This window comes from Vibrio sp. Y58_MX_L22 (assembly GCF_024181865.1).
GTDB lineage: Bacteria > Pseudomonadota > Gammaproteobacteria > Enterobacterales > Vibrionaceae > Vibrio > Vibrio alginolyticus.
In genome coordinates this window covers 172,255-193,127 of sequence record NZ_JAMZAN010000006.1, presented here as the reverse complement: position 1 = coordinate 193,127, position 20,873 = coordinate 172,255, and the positions used below count along the sequence as shown (strand labels likewise).

Genomic DNA, 20,873 nt, shown 5'->3' with positions numbered 1-20,873 from the left:
TATTAACGACTTATCGCTGATTTCCACAAAGCGTGATAACAGCAAAGTGAAAAGAAGAAGATTACTAAAGTAGAAATATCTAAGTAGTTAATATTAACTCCTACCGTACCGTAGGTTGGATAAGCATAATACCTAGTGTATTCCACAGCATGGAGAAGTGGATTCCATGTCATATACTTCCATGCCTCTTGAGGGATATCTCTTAAACTAAAAAACGCGCCCGATATAAATAACAAAGGTCTCAAAGCCAAGGTTCTAACTTTGTCTACTTCAGGGATATAACAGCGTGTTATCGCAAATAACATTCCTATACTTGTCCCCAATAACCAAACTTGAAAAAAGAGGAATAATATACCAATAGGATTATGAACAGCTAATTCAACCCGCATAAAATATGCAATGATTATAATAACTATTGCAACAAAGAAACGTGATAATAGCTCAAAACCAGCGACTGCTATAATTGCACTTATTGGCTGAACCTGACGAAAAGCAAATAGCGCTTGATTACTTTTAATAGCACCTGCTACCGAGCTTACTGTAGTAATAAAGAACTGAGTCAATAATATGCCATAAACCATAAAGAAAAAGGTTGGCATTGTGTGTGTTGTACCACCATCAACGTTACTACGCATGAGAGTCAATATCATAATAAACGCAAGAGGTGACGCTACAGACCAACTAATTCCTAGCTTATCGCTAAATTTACTGCGAATTTCTCTTAGAAAAATGGCAAATATAACATCTTTCCACACAGAAAGCATCGATCGTTTTTTAACCAATGCCATGATTAATCTAACAACTGTTTTAGTTTACGTTTTAGTAGTGAAGGGCAATAGTCATAACCTGCACCAACTAATAAGTAGTTATCTTTTAACTTTTTCAAATATTTTTGACGTTCAAGATTACACTGTTTATTTTCTATATTTATCATTTCTATTCTGCAATGCTCAAGAGCTAGCCCAAACTGATACATCGAATCACCAACAACGAAAAGTGGGGTCTGAGATTTTAAGACTGTAACTATTGCACTAGAGTTAATCGTTATTACAATTTTTGCCTCATTGATTAAATCAACAAGGCTGCCATCGACAAAGTAGGCACTACTTTCTAGTCGATACTCATTGAAGTCTAACGGATGCTTTTTAATTCCAAGTTTCAAACCAAGTATGCTGCACTTTTCATATACTCGATCTATTACTTCTTGATTTGAATAAAAGTCACTGTACATCAAAAACTGTGAGTCATGCTCGAGCTGTAGCAGTAACAATGCACTATTGTCTTCTAGTTGCTCGTTAGATTTATTATGTTGATTATTGTTTTTTAACTTTCTAACCAAACGTTTATAGTACTTTCTCACACTATATCCATTGTGCATATAACGGAGTACTGTTCTTCGCCCAAACAACCTTTCCAACGAGAAAGAAAGAATAAAAAAAGAAAAAAACATCATAGATAGTAATGAATCATGGGTATTTCTAGGCAAGAACTCATTATTATCAGCAGTGTCGATTTTCTTATTTAGCAAGCTAATATTAGCGTTCGCATTCACACCTTTATTATCAATCACTGTGGTAAAGGGTCTCAATAGCCCCTGCTCTGTCACAAGGTATGAAATCTCCAATTCATTGCAAAGCAGTATAGCAATAGTATGATACCAACGGGTATCATTGTGCAAAATGACTAGGTCGACACTCTTTTCTGTGATAAACCTCTTTAGCCCTATGTAGAACTTAGCCATGTATTTTAGCTCTGATGATGATAAGGTTCTCGACTCTATCTTCTTCGCGTAAGCGTGGTGATAGGTAGAAAGAGAATTCATTTTCTTGAGCAAGTCGTTATCAATTGGCTCTTTAACAGATGCGATCAAAGATGTTGCAAGAGTCAACTTAAAAGTGGGTAAATATACTTTCTTAGATAAACACGAAGTGACCGCAAACTTCCTTCTTGCTACGAGACTAGCCACTTTTTCGTGTAGTGGCGAATACATTGGATCCAAGGATAAAAGGTTGTATCTTCTTTCCATTTAGTTTATCGCTACATTGGCAGCAACCGCGATTTGGTAGATTATTTGTGTAATATCTTTTACAGCTTGCATGGCTTTCGTGTCGACTTTTGGCAACACTAAAATTTGGTCTCCTTTTCGGATCGGTTTTGAACTATCAAATTCGACCAAACCATTTGCTCTCACAATAGCAATGCGGTCATCTTCGGCTCTATCTGTAAATCCACCAGCCCATGCAACATAATCATCAATTGTTGCATTTGGATTGTAAACTACAGCTTGCGGCATTAATACTTCACCACCGATTTGGATCAAGTCTGTTTTATTTGGAATAACAACTTCATCACCCTGCTCCAATAAGATGTTTGCAACTCGACCATCATCAGAAACAATAACCTTACCAAGGGGCTGAATTTTACGTGCTCTTTCCGTAAATTGAAGGACCATTTCTGCTTCTTTTGCTCTTATTGCAGCCTCACCATCTGACGATGCGGGTGCAGTAAAAATACTTCGCTCTAGACGATCAAGTGATTCGTCAATCATTTCTTTTTGCTTCTTAGCTACGCTATCTCGCAATACATAAATGGACTGGTAATCAGCAAGTGTTGGATCAATTGGAATATTATTTAGGAGATCATGTAATTTAGTACTTTTTGTTACGGCAAAGTAAGATGGACCTAAGTAACTACCTGAGACCTGAACATCTATTACTTGAGCGTGTAAGTCATCATTGAAGATAACTTTATCCCCATCTTGTAACTCAAACTTCTGAAATTCTTGATATGTAATATAGCGAGAGAACGGACCATCGACTCGACTCCCTACAATTCCAACATGAGAAACTTTAGCAAGTGGTTTTGCATACGCAGCTAATTTTTCCCCTTGTTCACTGTTATTTTCCAACTCAAAACGAAACGGATTGCGAGCCCCACCAGTGACAGTAATAGTCGCTTTTTGGGGCGCGACTAAGATTACATCACCGTCTTTAAAACTAACCTTCGGCATAACTCCTGATTGCATAAAATCATAAAGGTCAACCTCAGCTATACTTTTACCATTACGAAGAACTTGAATTTCACGATAACTGCCGCGCTCAGAATCAATACCTCCCGCACGCTTGAGAAAGTACAGAATTGAATCGGAGGCCATGCCAGCATACTGGCCAGGTCGAATAACTGGTCCGCTTAAAAATACGCTGACAGGAGTAGCAGTGAGGAGGTTTACGTACACATTGACGTTGGCGGTATATACCTGCTTGATCTTTTTCGTCACAAGTCGGTTGATTTGACTAGCTTTAACGCCTAAGACATTAACAGGCCCTACTTCTGGTATGAAGATATTCCCTTGGTTATCCACCGTTACTACATTTGAATAACTCACAGCCCCCCATAACCAAATATTAATTTTATCTCCGGCTGCAACTAAGTAATTTTCACTCAGGCCATCTGTTCTTTCGGTCTCATATCCACCTGCAAAAATATTTGCTGCATAAGGAGGTGGTAGCTCTTCTCCAGAGGAAGGGAGTAATTGTCTAACATCCACCTCACCTGGCAAAAGAAGATTATTTCTGTTCTCTTTATTAAATGAACCAGCAGAGAGTTTCTCGTTGGGTGGCATTTGAGATTGGTTTAAAGTTCCAGAGGAAGAAAACGTAGGGTTAGCTGCATTGAGGTTTAAATTGTTGTTATCAAGTGCGAAAGCTGAATTGATACAAGCAAAGCTTGTAATTACAACTAGCCATTGAGCTGCTTTATTTGTCATCTTCATCATTTTTAAAGCTTTTTCTCTAGTTTATCTTTAACAAGCCCATTGACCCAATACCAAGTATTTTTGGTATTGCTTTTATCTGACTTTATCGAGCACACTACATTAGAAGTGGAGTCAATGTTCACTTCTCGACAGTATAGTCCCAGTGCAGAGAAATAAATCGGCCCAACAGCAACATGATAATTTGGATGCGATATAGACGCCAGTTCAGGTCTGTTCAAATATCCCCAATACTGTTCTGGAACTTCCTCCATCATTTCTATCGAAGATGACTCTTGCGTAACAAGTGGAAGATCTGCCTTAACGTGGCGAGGTTTACTCGCACATGCACTCAGTACTGTAATGGACACTAGAGAAATGAAGAGATGTTTATGTCTGAAAAGTAGATGTTTTGTCATTTTTACGCACGCTACCGCCCTATGGTTAAACACGTTATCCATAACACGTATGTATTTTGGCAAATAAGATGCTTTGAGCACTCAGTGTACTCTGGACTTGCTCATCAGCTTTTCCCACAGTGAATGCCCCCTTTGAAGTCCGTACTAGGGTACAAGATAACTCTCCTTTGAGGCAAGTCCACACCCGCGGAAGAGTGTACTCAATGGAGCATATTCGCAATTTTCCAATTAATTAGCTGCACGCAATTGTTTGGTAAAAAAACCAACCGTTTCATAAATACAACAAAAAAAACCTTTTATAAGAAACTATTTACAGTCTGCCCAACTTTTAACTAGAATATGAATTGGAACTCTAAATAGAGTTTCAAACATCGATGTTTTAAAACTAGTTAACACAAGGATTAATAATGAAGAATACAGCTCTAGCTATTCTTATGGCTCTAAGCGCATCAACTGCATTTGCAGCAGAAGAAGCAGGTTCAGCAGGCGCAGCGTCTGCATCTGCAACAGGTACAACAGCCGTAGCAGTAGGTGCAGCTGCAGCAGTAACTGTAGTGGCAGTTGCAGCGTCAGATAGCGATTCAACATCTACTTCAACATCTACTTCTACTTCTACTTCTACTAACTAATTTCGTTTTGTAGATAGAAGATAATCGCCCTGAATGACTCAGGGCGATTTTATTTGTAAGAGGGAATAATGAATATCTTCCGAACGTCTAAATGGATACGCCCACTTCTCACTCTTCCGCTATTCGCCTTACTCTTTGGTTGTACACAAAAGTTCAATGATGTTTCAGCAACCGTTCAAGAAGCGTACGGTAACTACATCGATGTAGAGATGACCCCTGAAGAAATAAATGCCGTTCCTTATGCCAGTGCCTATTTAAAACTTGGGAATCAAAAACAGGTATTTGTTGTTTTAGCTTTTGCAGAGCGAAATCCTCTCAATGGAAAAATACAACTGAAATGGGTAAGTGCTGACAAAGCTATGATCGTTACGGAGAATGGGCATATAGTAAAAACGATAGGTCTACAGAATGGGGACTTAGCGGGTATTTATGGTGATGTGCCAGATTTTTCTTCTGATTCAGCCTCTGTCAACTTTGCACTCTCATACGACTGGGCAACACAATACCGTTATGGTTTTCCAGCAAATGTAACGCGTTCTTACTCAGGCCAAAAAACGTTAACAACCCCTATATCCAACACGATGACCGACGTATATAAAGAAGTTGTTGAGTTTAGCAGCCTTTCTCAATCAGTCGAAAACTACTATTGGGTAAACGAGCAAGGTCAGGTTATCAAAACCTTACAATACTTAGGACCAAATATGATTCCGGTTGAGTTAACCATTTTGAAGGGATATAGCAAATCATGAGCAAGCAACTACTAACATTACTCGGTTTGGTCATGCCGCTTTTGAGTATGCCTAGCTTCGCTCAAACAGAAACCTCTGCTATGCAACCATTAAATGTTGAATTGCTAGGAGTAGGCAAACAGCTACAATTCCAAGAGCCGACTCGTTTAGAAAGCCTGTTAGCACTTGCTAAGGAGCAAAGCGTGTCTCTGCAATACTCTCTTGGTACCACTTTGTTTGACAAATCGGAACGCGCCGAAAAAAACTCTACCGCTTTAAAGAGCACAGTACTCAATCAAATGATTCAACATAACTTGGTTGCACATCCATTCTATAAATTCATTCAGAAGCAAAGCTTTGCACCACGCTTACTGTCTGCGATCGATGTTGATAAAATTCGACTAAATAAATTCGACAACCCACTGTTGCGCGGCAATCTCCTGCTCGCAAGCCCTCTGCGCGAAGAAAAAGTGTATTTCTTGGGAAACTTGAATAGCGTGTATTCTATTAAAGGGCAAGCAGGCATCCCTTTGCAGAAGCAAATAGAGAATTTGAAAAGTAACATTGGTGCATTATCAACACCACCAGTGTTGATCTACCCAGATGGTCACGTAGTTAAGCCACATCACGGAGCTTGGTTAACAACACAATATTACCTACCACCTCTGACCTTGGTATATGTACCGTTTGGTGATCTTGAACGGTCTGACATGGATCAAGATATAATCCGCCTACTCACTCAATTGATACCAAATGCTACAAAGAGACCGTAATGATACCAATTAGAAAAAGCTTAACCCTTTCTTTAATGGGCCCAGCATTGGTTTGGGCTCAAGAAGTACCCTTTGAGGCTCCCTCGTTACAGCCTTCTCAATCTGATTTTGGTGGTGTTGGCTTGATGCAGATGCCAACAGGACGTATGGCTCCTGAAGGGGAATTCAACTTTTCTGTTACCGGTAGTGATGAGTACCTTTTTTACAACGTTACTCTGCAACTAATGCCTTGGTTAGAAACAACCATTCGTTATACTTCGGTGCGAGATTTGCTTTATAGTAAGGATCCTAGTTTCTCGGGAGATACAAACTATACCGATAAAGGTATTGACTTTAAAATTCGATTGCTAAAAGAATCTCAGTATATTCCTGAGCTATCACTGGGTGTTCGAGACTTTGCTGGTACCGGCTTATTCGATGGAGAATACATCGCAGCTACGAAGCGGTATTCCAACTCTGAGCTAGGGACCTTTGATTTTACTTTTGGTATTGGTTGGGGGTCGCTAGGCACTCGTGACAACATCTCTAACCCGACTTGTAAATTGTCAGATCGATTTTGTGAACGCCCCTCTGACTATTTAGATACAGGTGGCACAACTAACTTTGATAGAGCATTTAAAGGACCAACTGCATTGTTTGGTGGTGTTGAATATCAAACCTTACATGCACCATTACGCTTTAAACTCGAATACGATAGCAATGATTACAGCGAAGACTTCCCTGTGGTAAAAGGTGGCGTGGACATGGCACCACATACTCCTTGGAACGTTGGTATGCTATACCGTGTAGGAATGGCCGATTTTCGTTTAAATTATGAACGCGGAGACACTTTGGTCGCAGGTTTAACGCTCAACACTAACTTCAATGACATGCCATCATTCTGGCGAGATGAGCCTACGCCAGAACTCGAAGATAACCAACCAGAAGAACTATCTGATGTTGACTGGGAACGTGTAACGGAAGATTTAGACAAAATTGCGGGTTACCAAAACACGCGCATTTATGTTGATGACAACACCGTAACTGTCGTTGGTGAACAGAAGAAATATCGTGACCGTACAGGGGCACACGAAAAAGCAGCGGCTGTACTTCATAATGAAATGCCTGAAGACATTGATACCTATGCTATCAACGAACGTAGCCGAGGCTTGGTCGGCGAACAAACGATTATTTCCAAAGAAAAGTACCGCGACTTTGCCCAAGTTAATTACATCAACCCCAAAATAGAAGATGCAACCGCAAAGGCTAGCAATAAGCCAAATGGAGAATCTGTCTATGATGGTTTTAAGCGTTTTGATTGGGGCTTTGCACCTAAACTTGTTCAAACTCTAGGTAACGCAGAAGACTTCTATCTCTTTAGTGTAGGGCTAAGCGGTAATGCCTCATACTGGCTGACGGACAACCTTGAAATTGGCGGTTCGTTATACTGGGATTGGTATAACAACTACGATAAGTTTAATTATGTCACTCCACCCGATGGTACTACCGTTCCCCGGGTTCGCACCATGTTCCGTGCTTACCAAAATGAACACGCTGTGACCATGTCAAACCTACAGTTGACTTGGTTCCAAGAGTATTCCGATACCATGGATCAACAATTCTACGCGGGTTATCTGGAGAGCATGTTTGCTGGAGCCGGTACCGAGTTTCTTTACCGTCCACAAGGAGCTAACTGGGCGATTGGCGCTGATGTCAACGTAATTTCTCAACGTGATCCACAAAGTTACTTCGGTGTTTACGATGAGAAATGGCAAAACGTGCCAGAATATGGACGTCCGTTCCAAGTTATTGATAAAGGCTTCACTGGTTTTGTATCTGGTTACTACTACCCTCAATGGGAATTCCTACAAGATTTGATGATCCAAGTCGATGTTGGTCAGTTCCTAGCTGGTGATGTTGGTACACAAATCAACGTTTCTAAGCAGTTCAAGAGTGGCGTAATTGCTGGTGCCTTTGCGTCATTTACAGACTTGTCTGCGGATGAATTTGGTGAAGGTAGCTTTACCAAAGGTTTCTACTTGTCGATTCCATTTGACATCATGACCGTTAAGCCAAGCAACAATCGTGCGAACTTTAGTTGGCAGCCTCTTACTCGTGACGGAGGACAGAAACTCGGACGTAAATACAGCTTGATTGAGTTGACCGATGAGCGAAATCCTTGGTATCAAAGGCCTAACCGTTCGGATGTGGAATAATAAAGTAATCAAGGGAGCTGCGGCTCCCTTTTTCATATATAGATACTGAGTCATAGAAGACTCAAACCTATCTTCCTGCTTCCAATAGCGCTACTTTTCGTTTCTTGCTAGAATTCCTGAGAAAATTTTAATCTATGGTGGAAGTTCTATGATCATCGTAACTGGTGGCGCTGGCATGATCGGCAGCAACATTGTTAAAGCACTAAACGAAGCTGGTATTAACGATATCCTGGTTGTCGACAACCTAAAAAATGGCAAAAAGTTTAAGAACTTAGTTGATCTGGACATCACAGATTACATGGATCGTGACGACTTTCTGACCCAAATTATGGCGGGCGATGATTTTGGTCCGATTGAGGCAATTTTCCACGAAGGTGCTTGTTCTGCAACGACTGAGTGGGATGGTAAGTACATGATGCTAAACAATTACGAGTACTCTAAAGAGCTGCTGCATTACTGTTTAGATCGCGAGATTCCATTCCTATACGCTTCTTCAGCAGCCACTTACGGCGATACAGAGACTTTCGTTGAAGAACGCGAATACGAAGGCGCACTGAATGTATACGGTTACTCGAAACAGCAGTTTGATAACTACGTTCGTCGCCTATGGCAAGACGCTGAAGAACATGGTGAGACCCTTTCTCAAATCACTGGCTTCCGCTACTTCAACGTATATGGCCCACGTGAAGACCACAAAGGTAGCATGGCATCAGTTGCGTTCCACCTAAACAACCAACTTAACGCAGGTGAAAATCCTAAATTGTTCGCGGGCAGCGAATCATTCAAACGCGACTTCGTTTACGTTGGTGATGTATGTAAAGTTAACCTGTGGTTCTTAGAAAACGGCGTATCAGGCATTTTTAACTGTGGTACTGGCCGTGCTGAATCTTTTGAAGAGGTAGCAAAAGCAGTTATCAAGCATCATGGCAAAGGCCAAATTGAAACCATCCCATTCCCTGAGCACCTAAAAGGCGCTTACCAAGAATTCACACAAGCGGATCTGACCAAACTGCGCACCGCAGGTTGTGATGTTGAATTCAAGACAGTTGCAGAAGGCGTTGCCGAATACTTAACTATCCAAAACAGTTAAGCACCACAAGGTGGTAGAACCATAACCTGCCACCTTTACTCAAGTGCAATAGCCTGTATCATTCCTAACTATCTTTTTCTCATTTAAACCACTTCGCCCGCACACGAATAGGTAACTAGACACGCCATGACCATAAAACGTGATGACTTCGACCCTAAAGCATATAACCCTGAGTTTAAGCGCCACTTTCTGTCGCCTAAGTACTGGGGCACGTGGTTAGGTGTTATCTTATTTTTACCATTATCATTAATGCCTCTGGGTTTACAAAAGTGGTTAGCGAAAACCATAGCCAAAAAACTGTGTAAATCCCACAAAGGTCCAGCTCACCGAGCGAGGGTTAACTTTGAGCTGTGTTTTCCGGAAAAGTCGTTCCAAGAACGTGAAACTTTGATAGAAAAAACACTCTACACAGCAGCCATGTTCTTTTTTCGCTTCGGGTTACTAAGTTTACGCTCACCAAAATGGCTTCAGAACCGTTGCCAAATTCGCGGCCTAGACATTTTACGACAGCACATTGATAACAACGAAAATGTGATTTTAATGGTTCCCCACTCTTGGGCAATTGATGTGCCTGCTATCTTGCTCGCGTCAATGGGAATGCCAGTTTCTGCAATGGCGAAGAAACAAAAGAATGATGTTGCTGACTGGCTAATGCACAAGCAAAGAGTCCAATACGGTGGCCGTGTTTATGAACGCTCAGGTGGCATTAAGCCTTTCCTGAAATCCATTCGAGATGGCTATGTAGGGTATTACCTACCCGATCAAGATCACGGCCCAGAGCATAGTGTGTTTGTGGATTTTTTTGCAACACGTAAAGCAACGCTACCTGGTTTAGGCAAAATTGCGAAACTATCACGCTCAAAAGTACTACCTCTATTTGCGTCGATGAACACTGAAGATGGTACGTTTGATATTGAGATTTTACCAGCGTTTGAGCTGGATAAAGGCGAAGAGCAAGACGCTCGTACCTGTAATGAAGCCATTGAATATTTTGTCGGTGATAAACCCGAACAATATATGTGGGTACTACAGTTGCTGCACTCTCAAGAAGACGGCAATAACTATTACAATTTGTTTAAACCAAGATATAACAGCGACTGGAAAGTGCAGTGAAAGTATTTGTCGTAAGCTTGGCTCGATCGCTAGATCGCCGAGAACGTATTGAAGAAAAGTTAAAACAACAAGGCATTACGTTTGAATTTTTTGATGCAATAGATGGCTCTGTTGACCGTTTTCTTCATTCAGAAAAAAGTCGTCCTACCATTACTCTACGCCGCAAAGGGTATCAATTAAAAACCAGTGAAGTCGCCTGTTTTGCAAGCCATTACGAGTTGTGGGTTCGCTGTGTTGAGCTTGATGAACCGATCGTCATCTTAGAAGACAACGTCGACCCCGTCGAAGGGCTGAAGCAAGTACTCGAACATACCCTTCCATTGACTTCTAATTATGACTACATCAAGTTGTCTGCCACTCAGAAGCGTGTATTCACCCCAATCGTACCTATTGATGATAATCATATGCTAGGGGGATACTCAGCAGGCACTTGTGGTACCACCGCTTATATCGTCACACCTAAAGCAGCCTCAAAGTTTGTTATGCATGCTCAAGAGTTTATTGAACCAGTCGATGACTACATGGAAAAACCATGGAGACATGGTGTTCAAGTTTACAGCGTGTCTCCAGATCTCTTTACTAGAGCAGAGATTGCTTCGACGATTGGTGGTAAAAGAAAAGATAAATCCAAAATGACTCTTGCGAATAAAATATACGCTGAACTTTTTAGAACTTATGAGTCAATTTTGAAATTCCTATACTGGAAAAACAAAGCATGAAGATTTTAGTCATTGGCCCGGCATGGGTCGGCGATATGGTAATGTCGCAATCGTTATATATCGTATTAAAGCAACGCCATCCAGATAGCCAAATTGACGTTATCGCTCCAGGATGGTGTAAACCGATTCTTGATCGTATGCCAGAAATCCACCAAGCGATTGAAATGCCTATCGGTCATGGTGAGTTTAACTTATTAGGCCGCAGGGAAATTGGTAAATCATTACGTGAAAAGCAATATGACCACGCCTATATCTTGCCTAAATCAGCGAAATCAGCACTGATCCCATGGTTTGCCAACATTCCTCTTCGTACTGGCTGGAAAGGAGAAATGCGCTATGGTTTATTGAATGACTTACGCCCTAACATGAAGTCTTTTCAGTACATGGTAGAGCGCTATGTAGCGTTAGCTTATCCAAAAGCAGAAATGGTGGATTCTAACTCTCTTGGCGGGCTTGAAACTTTACCTCGCCCACGCCTTGCAATCAACGAAGCAGAGCAACAAGCCACGCTCAAAAAGTTCAACTTAACGCAAGACCAACCAATTATTGGACTGTGCCCAGGAGCAGAGTTTGGTCCTGCCAAAAAATGGCCCGAAACACACTACGCTGAAGTTGCGACGCAAATGGCTCGATCTGGGCATCAAATCTGGTTGTTTGGTTCTCAAAAGGACTTGGAGACTTGTAACAATATTCGCGCACTTGTTCCGACGCAATTCCATGAGCACATTCATGTTCTGGCAGGCCAAACCAGCTTAATTGAAGCAGTCGACTTACTTGCTGCATGTAAGACTGTTGTCGCGAATGACTCAGGCTTAATGCATGTGGCAGCTGCGGTTGGTTGTAATGTTGTTGCCGTGTATGGCTCAACTTCACCGAAGTACACCCCCCCACTCGCAGAAAAAGTGGAGATTGTTCATACCGATATTGATTGTCGCCCTTGTTTCCAACGTGAATGTCAGTACAAACACCTTAAGTGCTTGACAGAACTTTCGCCTAAGCAAGTGCTAGATAGTATCCAAAAACTTGACGTCATTACGATAAGCTCATGTTAGTTCGTATTGTTTATACCTTACTACTCGCCCTAGCGTCACCGCTGCTTTTATTTGGTTTGTACAAGAGCAAACCAAATAAGCCTAAGTTCGGCTCTCGCTGGAAAGAGCACTTTGGCATAACCCCCAAGCTAAAAAGCAACGACAAACCTATTTGGATACATGCCGTATCTGTTGGTGAAAGCATAGCAGCAACACCTTTAATCAAAGCCCTTAAGGAACAAAACCCCGAACAATCTATTCTAGTTACTACAACAACGAGTACGGGAGCTGAACAGGTTGCTAAGTTGGGTGATTTAGTTAAACACCGCTATATGCCAATTGACTTTGGGTTCGCTATCAAAGGTTTTCTTAAAGCAGTACAACCAAAACAAATGTTGATCATTGAGACTGAGCTGTGGCCAAACACGCTTCACCATGTTCACAAAGCGGGTATCCCTATAACTGTCGTGAATGCGCGCCTATCTGAAAAATCGTGTCAGAACTACGCCAAAATACAGCGGCTTTTTAACCAGCTTCATCCATGCCTAACTCAAGTACTCTGCCAAACGGATTCAGATGCAGAGCGCTTCGAACGCTTAGGTGTTGAGAAAAAGAAACTATCCGTTACTGGCTCGATTAAGTTCGATATTCAAATATCAGAGCAAGTGAAACAACAAGGACAGCAGCTTCGAGCCCAGCTTGGAAAGGATCGTCCAATTTGGATTGCAGCTAGCACCCACAAAGGCGAGGACGAACAGGTATTAGATGCACATAGACAAGTTTTAAAATCTCATCCAAATGCATTACTTATTTTGGTTCCTCGCCATCCGGAACGATTTGATGATGTGTTTGCGCTTTGCCAAAATTCCGGCTTCAATAGCACCAGAAGAACCAATGCTGCAATAGTTAACGCCGATACACAGGTATACCTTGCTGATACTATGGGTGAAATGCTGATTCTCCTTGGTGCCAGTGATGTTTGCTTTATGGCTGGGAGTTTGCTTGGGGATAAAGTTGGTGGACATAATGTGCTTGAACCAGTCGCACTCAACGTTCCAGTGATATCAGGCCCTAGTTACTTCAACTTCAAAGCGATTGTAGAAGACATGATTGCTCTGAATATTATAGACATTACCGATAAAACTCAGCTAGCGAGTAAAGTACTAGAGCGCTTTCAACATAGTAACTCTCAGCAAATGAGTGATTTTATTCAAGGCTATTTAAACTCGACTCAAAAAACAATTGAAGCAATTAAATAATGTCACAGACCCATTCAGCCTACTTTGTCATTACCGTTTTTGTGATTGCAATAATTGCCCTTGTCACAAGGTATCAAAACAAACCTGAAAAGGTTTTTGGAGTAGTTTTGCTTGTTTTATATAGCAGCAGATCCGTATCGACAGAGCAACTCATTAGCAGTATTGCCAATCCTGGCGTACTTACGCTGGTACTACTTATCATCTGCTCGCTAGCTTTAGAAAAGACCTCACTACTTCGTAGAATCTCGCAATTAGTCATCAAACCTAGCTATAAATCTACCTGGGTTCGACTGTTCTCGATAACCACATTGTCTTCAGCATTTCTAAACAACACAGCGGTGGTCTCCACCATGATCGCCCCAATACGTGCCAATACCCTTCACCCAGCCAGCAAACTGCTACTTCCCCTATCTTTTGCTGCCATCCTTGGCGGAACACTAACGCTGATCGGCACTTCGACGAATTTAATCGTCAATAGTATGGTGCTCGATGCTGGGCTACCTAGTCTCTCCTTTTTTGATTTTTCACTTGTTGGCGGCATTGCTGTACTTGGGTGCGGGCTCACCCTGTTTTTACTTAGCCATTGGCTACCTAGCAACATTGAACGAGCAGATACTCAAGCTCAATATTTCATTGATGCTGAGGTAGAACCAAACTCCCCACTTATCGGTAAAACTATTCAGCGCAACGGGCTGAGAAATCTAAACTCTCTGTTTTTAGTCGAGATTCATCGCCAAGGAAGAACTATTTCACCAGTATCACCACATGAGTTAATAGAGGAAAATGATCGCCTATTATTCTGTGGAGAGATTAGAAAAGTAACTCAATTGAATCAATTCACGGGCTTATCACTCTTTGCTCATAAAGGCGAAAGGCTAAGTCATGATCTCAAAGAGGTCGTATTACGCCCTGAAAGTGCTTTAGTAAATAAGACCCTAAAACAAATTGGCTTTCGCGCTATGTTCAACGCTGCAGTGGTCGCGATCCGACGCGATGGTCACACGGTTTCCGGAAAGCTCGGTGAAGTTACCTTAAGAGCTGGCGACTATCTGGTACTCGCTGTAGGTGATGACTATCACCAGCGAAATAACATCGCTAAAAACTTTATACAGCTCCAAGCGCTAAAAGCCGATAGGCTACTCAAAGGACCGCAAGAAATTATCGCTGTTCTTGGCTTTTTTAGTGCTATCGCTCTTGCAGCTATGAAGATAGCTCCACTGCTGCACAACCTGATCTTGTTGCTTGGTGTTCTACTATTAACTGGAGCACTGAAAACGAATGAAATTATACGAAGGCTACCAGTCCAGATATGGCTAGTAATTTCATCTGCACTTTTGCTGTCTCAGGCATTAGATAATAGTACAGCAGTCGACCTCCTGCGGAGCGCAATGACAGAACAAGCTGAATTTATGAGCCCATTGTCAGGGCTTATCATGGTTTACTTGGTCACTTTATTGCTAACGGAGTTGGTCACCAACAATGCGGCGGCGGCCTTAGTCTTCCCCGTTGCTTATGCCCTTGCGACGAGTCTAGATGCAAATCTTCACAGCTATATTTTAGCTGTCGCGTTCGGCGCAAGTGCAAGCTTTATTAGCCCATATGGATACCAAACCAACTTAATGGTTTACAATGCAGGTCAGTACTGTATCAAGGATTATATAAAGATTGGGGTGCCGATGAGTATTACGTATAGCGGTTTAGTATTAACGGCTATCACAACTATCTATGGCGTTTAACTCCCTCATCGAATCAAAGAGAGACCGGAATGAAACTTTCTCCACAACGAATGACTCACCTTAAGCAGCTTGAGGCAGAATCTATCCATATTATGCGTGAGGTAGCTGCCGAGTTTGATAACCCAGTGATGCTTTACTCTGTTGGTAAAGACTCTTCAGTGATGCTACACCTTGCGCAGAAAGCCTTTGCGCCTGGCATTCCCCCGTTTCCCCTTATGCATGTTGATACCACATGGAAATTCAAAGAAATGATTGAGTTTCGTGACTACATGGCGAAAAAGCTTGGTATGAAGCTGATTGTGCACCAAAATCCAGAAGGGCTTGCGATGAACATCAGCCCATTTGTGCATGGCAGCTCAAAACATACTGATATCATGAAGACACAAGGCCTAAAACAAGCCTTAGATAATCATGGCTTTGATGCTGCTTTTGGTGGTGCTCGTCGTGACGAAGAAAAGTCTCGCGCGAAAGAGCGTGTTTACTCTTTCCGTGATGAACATCACCGCTGGGATCCTAAAAATCAACGCCCTGAGCTTTGGAATATCTACAACGGCAAAGTAAACCAAGGCGAGAGCATTCGCGTATTCCCTCTTTCTAACTGGACTGAGCTGGATATCTGGCAATATATCTACCTAGAGAGCATCGAGATTCCAAGCCTGTACTTTGCAAAAGAGCGTCCCGTCGTTGAGCGTGACGGTATGTTGATCATGAAAGATGATGATCGCATGGAGCTTCGTGAAGGGGAGACGGTAGAACAACGCATGGTTCGCTTCCGTACACTAGGCTGCTACCCATTAACGGGAGCGGTTGAATCTCAAGCAACAACGCTACCAGAGATCATTCAAGAGATGCTGCTTACAACCACTTCTGAGCGCCAAGGCCGTGCCATTGACCACGATAGCTCTGGCTCCATGGAGAAAAAGAAACGTGAGGGTTACTTCTAACTATGACCTCGCCGTATCAAAAGAAGCACAATGAGTCTGTGAGTGACGATGTGGTTTGGCATAACACCAGCGTAACTCATGAAGATCGTGTTGCGCTTAAGCAGCAAAAGCCTGTTGTACTTTGGTTTACCGGACTTAGTGGCTCAGGAAAATCGACCGTCGCTAACGCGGTAGAAAGCAAGCTATTAGCGTTAGGTAAACATAGTTACCTTCTTGATGGTGACAATGTGCGCCACGGTCTAAACAAAGATCTTGGCTTTAGTGATCTAGACCGTATTGAGAACATTCGCCGCATTGGCGAGGTGGCTAAACTATTTGTCGATGCCGGGAACATTGTTCTGACCGCGTTTATTTCGCCATTTATCTCAGATAGAAAGCAAGTGCGCCAGTTAATGCAGCAAGGCGAGTTTTTAGAGGTGTTTGTTGATACTCCACTCGCAATCTGCGAGCAAAGAGATCCTAAAGGCCTGTATAAAAAGGCACGCGCAGGTGAGATTAAACACTTCACTGGCATCGACTCTGAGTACCAAGCGCCTATATCTCCAGAAATTCACATCAAGACAGCTGAGCTGTCTGTCGAAGCGTGTGCCGACCAAGTGATTCAAGCGCTCACTGAAAAAGAATACATTTAAAAGGAAGTCATTATGTCTCATAGCTCTGAGCTTATCGCTAAAGACATTGAAGCGTACCTAAACGTACATGAAAACAAAGACCTACTTCGTTTCTTAACTTGTGGTAACGTTGATGACGGCAAATCTACACTGATTGGTCGCCTACTATACGACAGCAAGCTGATTTATGAAGATCAAATGGCTGCGATCGAAAAAGATTCTCAAAAGTTCAATACGACAGATGAAGCGTTCGACTTAGCACTACTAGTCGACGGTCTACAGTCCGAGCGTGAACAAGGCATCACGATTGATGTTGCCTACCGCTACTTCTCAACCGACAAGCGTAAATTCATCATCGCCGACACTCCAGGACATGAACAGTACACTCGTAATATGGTTACGGGTGCTTCTACCTGTGATCTTGCGATTGTAATGGTTGATGCTCGCCACGGTATCCAGACGCAAACACGTCGTCATAGCTATATCTGTAGTCTACTTGGAATTCAGCACGTTATCGTTGCCGTTAACAAAATGGATCTGATGGACTACAGCCAAGAGGTGTATCAGAAAATCAAAGTCGATTACCGAGATATGGCAAAGAACTTCAACATCAAGGATATCCGCTTTGTGCCAATCTCTGCTCTAAAAGGCGACAATGTTGTCACTCCAAGTGAGAACATGGATTGGTACCCTGGCGCTACATTAATGAAGCTGCTTGAAACAGTTAAGATTAACCAAGACATCAACACTGAAGTCATGCGCTTCCCAGTGCAATATGTCAATCGCCCAAACCTAAACTTCCGTGGTTTTTGTGGCACCCTTGCTTCAGGCATTGTACAGGTTGGTGATGAGGTTACTGCTCTTCCATCGAACAAAGTTTCTCGCATCAAATCTATTTTTACCTTCGATGGTGAGCTAAAAGAAGCAATGCCGGGTCAAGCCATCACCCTAACGCTTGAAGATGAAATCGATGTGTCACGCGGCGATATGCTTGTCCATTCCAACAACATTCCGGAGGTTGTAGACGCTTACCAAGCTCATATCGTTTGGATGGATGAATCCCCGATGCAAACGCATAAAGAATACCTATTCAAATTTGCGACTAAAACCTGTACAGGTAAGGTTTCTCAAATTGAGCATAAGGTTGATGTCAATACACTTAAGCAGCATGATCATAAAAATACGCGCCTTGAGTTAAACGAGATTGCACTCGCCTCAATAAAGCTTACCGATAAAGTTGCAATGGATGTTTATCAGCAGCTACCTCAAACTGGCGCTTTTATCATTATTGACCGCATTAGTAACGTGACTGTCGGCGCGGGTATGGTGTCATCGATACAATTAAACCATACTGAAGAACCAGCTCGTGTTTACTCAGAAGCAGAGAAAGAGCTCAATGCTTATGTATGTAAGCACTTCCCAGAGTGGGGCTGTGTAAAAATAAACTAAATAAATAGGTGAGCCATAAACATATCGCTCACCTATTTTATTGGGAAGGGTTAGAGAATATTAGATTTCTGATCCTCTCCTTTATCGCCTTCCTTTGAGATTTTCGCGCTCTCTGTTTATATTTTCTTATTCGATTGTTAAATGACTTTAAGTTCACTCCATCCAAGTCTTGTTTTAGTGACTCCAAACTATTGGCCATTGCTAACAAAAAGTCTCTCTGATTTTCGTGAGAGGACGAGGATATCCTTGTTGAAAAAGAATCTTTTTGATTAATTCTATATACAGACATTGGTTCAGGTAAGTAGACTCCGCCTCCCTTTACAGAAGACATAATCTGCATAAAATAGTCCCCACATGGCATTAATTTAATAGTGCTTGATGAAGCTAGGGATAAAGCAGACTTACGGATAAATAAAGATGCTGTTGGGCAGTAATCACCATCTCCTAGTATAACTTCATCAGTAGAAACGTAATGGGTTCCCTCAAAATGATTTGAGACTAGCTCTCTATTGCCTTCTGGGTCCTCTGAGTATGCTGGGTGAAAGCAAAGGTCTATATTTGGGTTCCCCTCTAAAGCATCAAATTGTTTCTGTAGCTTTGTATTATCTATCCAATAGTCATCACCTTCGCAAAAAGCTAAGTACTCTCCTTTAGCCTTTGGTGATAAGTGTGACAATGCTAGAGTTCGGATGCCTTTAGAGTAAAGATTTTCATCAGTATACATTCGAACTATGTTCGAATGCTTTTCACATATCTCATCAATAATTTCTCTACTATTGTCCGTAGAGAGATCATCATAAACAATAACTTCAAATTCGAAATCACAGAACTGGTTGAGAAAGCTATTAATTGTTTTTTCAATATATTTAGAGTGATTATAACAAACACAAAGAATTGAAACTTTAACAGACATATTATTACCGACCTACAAGTAGTGTTCCAACTTACTCTCTTTAACAAAATCCTCTATACGACTTACAATGTCTGCATCAAGGCTATTTTGCCAGCTTATGTCTTTATCCTTGTTTTTGAATACAGAGTAGGTAGTATCAACCTTCTTTTTTGATATAAGAAATGACTTAGTTTGTGAGGTAAGCTCTAGCCCTAGAAAATCGAATATATCTTCAACTTGTTCTAGAGGGTCTTCTAGTAGCGCACTATAGTGCACGAGTTTAAAGTTATCTGGATACAGCTGAGAAAGTTTTTCAAATAACTTTGTAGTCTCCACCCACTTAGACAGACCAAAATATTCTTCTTTTTTCTCTAAGTTTTTCTTGCCTGCATAGATCAACTCTTCTTCCAAAAGCCAGCCTAAATCGGATCTAAATTCTCGCTTTGCATTATACCAACTGCTAATTACAGCTCTCGGGTCTCTAACCAAGCCTAAAACCTTTACATCAGGGCACTTTTTGATCATATTCTCTATAATATGATGGTATCTAACTTCCTTATATACGATAGTACCCAAATGATTGTTCTTTTCGAATATAGGCTTACGACCTTCCTTTCGTTCAGCATCTTGACGAATAAAAGAAGAGTTGGTTTGTGCAATGTTATTAAAAAATGCATCGATATCATCTTTTTTAGAATTTTCATCTAGAAATGATTTAAACTCGTAGGAAAAAAGCGGCTGATATAGATAGTTAACATCAGGAGAGCTATTAATAATCTCACCTAACCAAGATGAACCGGATCTTGGCACAGAATGAATTGCAAATCTTTTCATATTAAATAATCCATCAACTGGGTCTTAGGTACATTAAAAATCATATCAAGTATTGAAAGTCCTGGCTCAAAATCACTTGTCTGAGTATGCGTATATGGTTTTAATGATACATTTAGGAATTCTAGAGTTAAGCCTTGAGATCGAAAGTTCGATTCACTGTATAAATCCCGCCCTCCAGGAGGATTGATATAAGTGTCACCAGCTAATTTAACACAAGTATCTATAACTCTATCTTGTCCTTTAAGATTTTTATTATTCAGACTCGATGAAATTATAATTTCAGTATCAATATCTAAATAAGATTTTATTTTTTCTATAGAGTTTAGAATGAAAAGAAATAGATTATCTTCTTCATCCAACAAAATATCACTAAAAATCTGATATCCTTCATCAAAATTTGGTGACTTTCGATAAGACTCTCTAATCTTATTTAATAGTTTAGTTCTTTCTTTCAAGAATGTTGGAGATATAAAACGCTCTCTAACATCAAGGTAATCAGAGTCTTTCTTAATAGGAATGGTAAAAGTCTCTACTTTCCCTGAAGCACTTAAGTAACGATTACGATTTATCCACCCTTTCTTGGTGTACTGAATATCATCATAAACAATAAATTTATCTACAGAAGCCAAGAGCTGCCAGTAGCCAATATATGGTAAAAAATAAGGCTGCATAATAGCAATTTTCATACTATAAGAACTCT

The 20,873-nt window shown here is 41.3% G+C and carries 20 protein-coding genes; 13 read left to right on the top strand and 7 right to left on the bottom strand.

Annotated features, from left to right (window positions below; genetic code table 11):
• Window positions 1-2: 2 nt before the first annotated feature.
• From NL626_RS15560 to NL626_RS15545, 4 genes are read right to left on the bottom strand one after another with little or no spacing between them, the layout of a single operon-like run.
• Window positions 3-788 (bottom strand): ABC transporter permease, encoded by a 786-nt coding sequence (locus NL626_RS15560; RefSeq protein WP_253657504.1) that lies wholly within the window; start codon window positions 786-788, stop codon window positions 3-5.
• Window positions 789-790: 2 nt separating this feature from the next.
• Window positions 791-2,026 (bottom strand): phosphoribosylamine--glycine ligase, encoded by a 1,236-nt coding sequence (locus tag NL626_RS15555; protein WP_253657503.1) that lies wholly within the window; start codon window positions 2,024-2,026, stop codon window positions 791-793.
• A complete protein-coding gene (locus NL626_RS15550; RefSeq protein WP_253657502.1) occupies window positions 2,027-3,775 on the bottom strand; it encodes a polysaccharide biosynthesis/export family protein in 1,749 nt (582 codons plus the stop codon).
• 2 nt (window positions 3,776-3,777) lie between these two features.
• Complete coding sequence (locus tag NL626_RS15545; RefSeq protein WP_253657501.1) at window positions 3,778-4,170, bottom strand: hypothetical protein; 393 nt, start codon at window positions 4,168-4,170, stop codon at window positions 3,778-3,780.
• Window positions 4,171-4,577: 407 nt separating this feature from the next.
• Between NL626_RS15545 and NL626_RS15540 the strand changes: the two genes are divergently transcribed.
• From NL626_RS15540 to cysN, 13 genes are all read left to right on the top strand, one after another.
• Window positions 4,578-4,799: a hypothetical protein gene (locus NL626_RS15540; protein ID WP_005535462.1), complete on the top strand. Its 222-nt coding sequence runs from the start codon at window positions 4,578-4,580 to the stop codon at window positions 4,797-4,799.
• Window positions 4,800-4,867: 68 nt separating this feature from the next.
• Window positions 4,868-5,548 carry a YjbF family lipoprotein gene (locus tag NL626_RS15535; RefSeq protein WP_170893638.1) on the top strand — a complete coding sequence of 227 codons (681 nt, stop codon included), beginning with the start codon at window positions 4,868-4,870 and terminating at the stop codon, window positions 5,546-5,548.
• The gene (locus NL626_RS15530) at window positions 5,545-6,300 is read left to right on the top strand and encodes a capsule biosynthesis GfcC family protein (protein WP_154204904.1); all 756 of its coding nucleotides are present in this window, start codon (window positions 5,545-5,547) and stop codon (window positions 6,298-6,300) included. The genes NL626_RS15535 and NL626_RS15530 overlap by 4 nt, the downstream gene beginning before the upstream one ends.
• Window positions 6,300-8,495 carry a YjbH domain-containing protein gene (locus NL626_RS15525; protein WP_253657500.1) on the top strand — a complete coding sequence of 732 codons (2,196 nt, stop codon included), beginning with the start codon at window positions 6,300-6,302 and terminating at the stop codon, window positions 8,493-8,495. Before NL626_RS15530 ends, NL626_RS15525 begins: the two co-directional genes overlap by 1 nt.
• 148 nt (window positions 8,496-8,643) lie before the next feature.
• Window positions 8,644-9,585: an ADP-glyceromanno-heptose 6-epimerase gene (gene rfaD / locus NL626_RS15520; RefSeq protein ID WP_005379462.1), complete on the top strand. Its 942-nt coding sequence runs from the start codon at window positions 8,644-8,646 to the stop codon at window positions 9,583-9,585.
• A gap of 126 nt (window positions 9,586-9,711) precedes the next feature.
• Window positions 9,712-10,698, top strand: coding sequence for a lauroyl-Kdo(2)-lipid IV(A) myristoyltransferase (gene lpxM / locus NL626_RS15515; RefSeq protein WP_132936695.1), 987 nt, complete (start codon window positions 9,712-9,714; stop codon window positions 10,696-10,698).
• Window positions 10,695-11,417: a glycosyltransferase family 25 protein gene (locus tag NL626_RS15510; RefSeq protein ID WP_053307407.1), complete on the top strand. Its 723-nt coding sequence runs from the start codon at window positions 10,695-10,697 to the stop codon at window positions 11,415-11,417. The genes lpxM and NL626_RS15510 overlap by 4 nt, the downstream gene beginning before the upstream one ends.
• Window positions 11,414-12,469 (top strand): lipopolysaccharide heptosyltransferase II, encoded by a 1,056-nt coding sequence (gene waaF, locus NL626_RS15505; RefSeq protein WP_253657499.1) that lies wholly within the window; start codon window positions 11,414-11,416, stop codon window positions 12,467-12,469. Before NL626_RS15510 ends, waaF begins: the two co-directional genes overlap by 4 nt.
• Window positions 12,463-13,707 carry a lipid IV(A) 3-deoxy-D-manno-octulosonic acid transferase gene (gene waaA, locus NL626_RS15500; RefSeq protein ID WP_253657498.1) on the top strand — a complete coding sequence of 415 codons (1,245 nt, stop codon included), beginning with the start codon at window positions 12,463-12,465 and terminating at the stop codon, window positions 13,705-13,707. The genes waaF and waaA overlap by 7 nt, the downstream gene beginning before the upstream one ends.
• A complete protein-coding gene (locus NL626_RS15495) occupies window positions 13,707-15,443 on the top strand; it encodes an SLC13 family permease (RefSeq protein ID WP_132936692.1) in 1,737 nt (578 codons plus the stop codon). Before waaA ends, NL626_RS15495 begins: the two co-directional genes overlap by 1 nt.
• A 29-nt stretch (window positions 15,444-15,472) precedes the next feature.
• Window positions 15,473-16,387, top strand: coding sequence for a sulfate adenylyltransferase subunit CysD (gene cysD, locus NL626_RS15490; protein WP_049534422.1), 915 nt, complete (start codon window positions 15,473-15,475; stop codon window positions 16,385-16,387).
• A gap of 2 nt (window positions 16,388-16,389) precedes the next feature.
• The gene (gene cysC, locus NL626_RS15485) at window positions 16,390-17,019 is read left to right on the top strand and encodes an adenylyl-sulfate kinase (RefSeq protein WP_132936690.1); all 630 of its coding nucleotides are present in this window, start codon (window positions 16,390-16,392) and stop codon (window positions 17,017-17,019) included.
• Between the two features lie 12 nt (window positions 17,020-17,031).
• Window positions 17,032-18,447: a sulfate adenylyltransferase subunit CysN gene (cysN, locus tag NL626_RS15480; protein WP_253657497.1), complete on the top strand. Its 1,416-nt coding sequence runs from the start codon at window positions 17,032-17,034 to the stop codon at window positions 18,445-18,447.
• Between the two features lie 37 nt (window positions 18,448-18,484).
• Here the strand turns inward: cysN and NL626_RS15475 are convergent, their stop codons facing one another.
• From NL626_RS15475 to NL626_RS15465, 3 genes are read right to left on the bottom strand one after another with little or no spacing between them, the layout of a single operon-like run.
• Window positions 18,485-19,360, bottom strand: coding sequence for a glycosyltransferase family A protein (locus NL626_RS15475; protein ID WP_170893632.1), 876 nt, complete (start codon window positions 19,358-19,360; stop codon window positions 18,485-18,487).
• A gap of 12 nt (window positions 19,361-19,372) precedes the next feature.
• Complete coding sequence (locus NL626_RS15470) at window positions 19,373-20,173, bottom strand: sulfotransferase (protein ID WP_170893631.1); 801 nt, start codon at window positions 20,171-20,173, stop codon at window positions 19,373-19,375.
• Window positions 20,170-20,859 (bottom strand): WbqC family protein, encoded by a 690-nt coding sequence (locus NL626_RS15465; RefSeq protein WP_170893630.1) that lies wholly within the window; start codon window positions 20,857-20,859, stop codon window positions 20,170-20,172. The genes NL626_RS15470 and NL626_RS15465 overlap by 4 nt, the downstream gene beginning before the upstream one ends.
• Between the last annotated feature and the right edge of the window lie 14 nt (window positions 20,860-20,873).

Coding starts and splice junctions, on each gene's coding strand:
- NL626_RS15525 (WP_253657500.1), top strand. CDS start 6,300: ATGATACCAATTAGAAAAAGCTTAACCCTTTCTTTAATGGGCCCAGCA.
- NL626_RS15470 (WP_170893631.1), bottom strand. CDS start 20,173: ATGAAAAGATTTGCAATTCATTCTGTGCCAAGATCCGGTTCATCTTGG.
- NL626_RS15475 (WP_170893632.1), bottom strand. CDS start 19,360: ATGTCTGTTAAAGTTTCAATTCTTTGTGTTTGTTATAATCACTCTAAA.
- rfaD (WP_005379462.1), top strand. CDS start 8,644: ATGATCATCGTAACTGGTGGCGCTGGCATGATCGGCAGCAACATTGTT.
- NL626_RS15560 (WP_253657504.1), bottom strand. CDS start 788: ATGGCATTGGTTAAAAAACGATCGATGCTTTCTGTGTGGAAAGATGTT.
- NL626_RS15465 (WP_170893630.1), bottom strand. CDS start 20,859: ATGAAAATTGCTATTATGCAGCCTTATTTTTTACCATATATTGGCTAC.
- NL626_RS15555 (WP_253657503.1), bottom strand. CDS start 2,026: ATGGAAAGAAGATACAACCTTTTATCCTTGGATCCAATGTATTCGCCA.
- NL626_RS15530 (WP_154204904.1), top strand. CDS start 5,545: ATGAGCAAGCAACTACTAACATTACTCGGTTTGGTCATGCCGCTTTTG.
- waaA (WP_253657498.1), top strand. CDS start 12,463: ATGTTAGTTCGTATTGTTTATACCTTACTACTCGCCCTAGCGTCACCG.
- waaF (WP_253657499.1), top strand. CDS start 11,414: ATGAAGATTTTAGTCATTGGCCCGGCATGGGTCGGCGATATGGTAATG.
- NL626_RS15495 (WP_132936692.1), top strand. CDS start 13,707: ATGTCACAGACCCATTCAGCCTACTTTGTCATTACCGTTTTTGTGATT.
- lpxM (WP_132936695.1), top strand. CDS start 9,712: ATGACCATAAAACGTGATGACTTCGACCCTAAAGCATATAACCCTGAG.
- NL626_RS15550 (WP_253657502.1), bottom strand. CDS start 3,775: ATGATGAAGATGACAAATAAAGCAGCTCAATGGCTAGTTGTAATTACA.
- cysN (WP_253657497.1), top strand. CDS start 17,032: ATGTCTCATAGCTCTGAGCTTATCGCTAAAGACATTGAAGCGTACCTA.
- NL626_RS15545 (WP_253657501.1), bottom strand. CDS start 4,170: ATGACAAAACATCTACTTTTCAGACATAAACATCTCTTCATTTCTCTA.
- cysC (WP_132936690.1), top strand. CDS start 16,390: ATGACCTCGCCGTATCAAAAGAAGCACAATGAGTCTGTGAGTGACGAT.
- NL626_RS15540 (WP_005535462.1), top strand. CDS start 4,578: ATGAAGAATACAGCTCTAGCTATTCTTATGGCTCTAAGCGCATCAACT.
- NL626_RS15535 (WP_170893638.1), top strand. CDS start 4,868: ATGAATATCTTCCGAACGTCTAAATGGATACGCCCACTTCTCACTCTT.
- cysD (WP_049534422.1), top strand. CDS start 15,473: ATGAAACTTTCTCCACAACGAATGACTCACCTTAAGCAGCTTGAGGCA.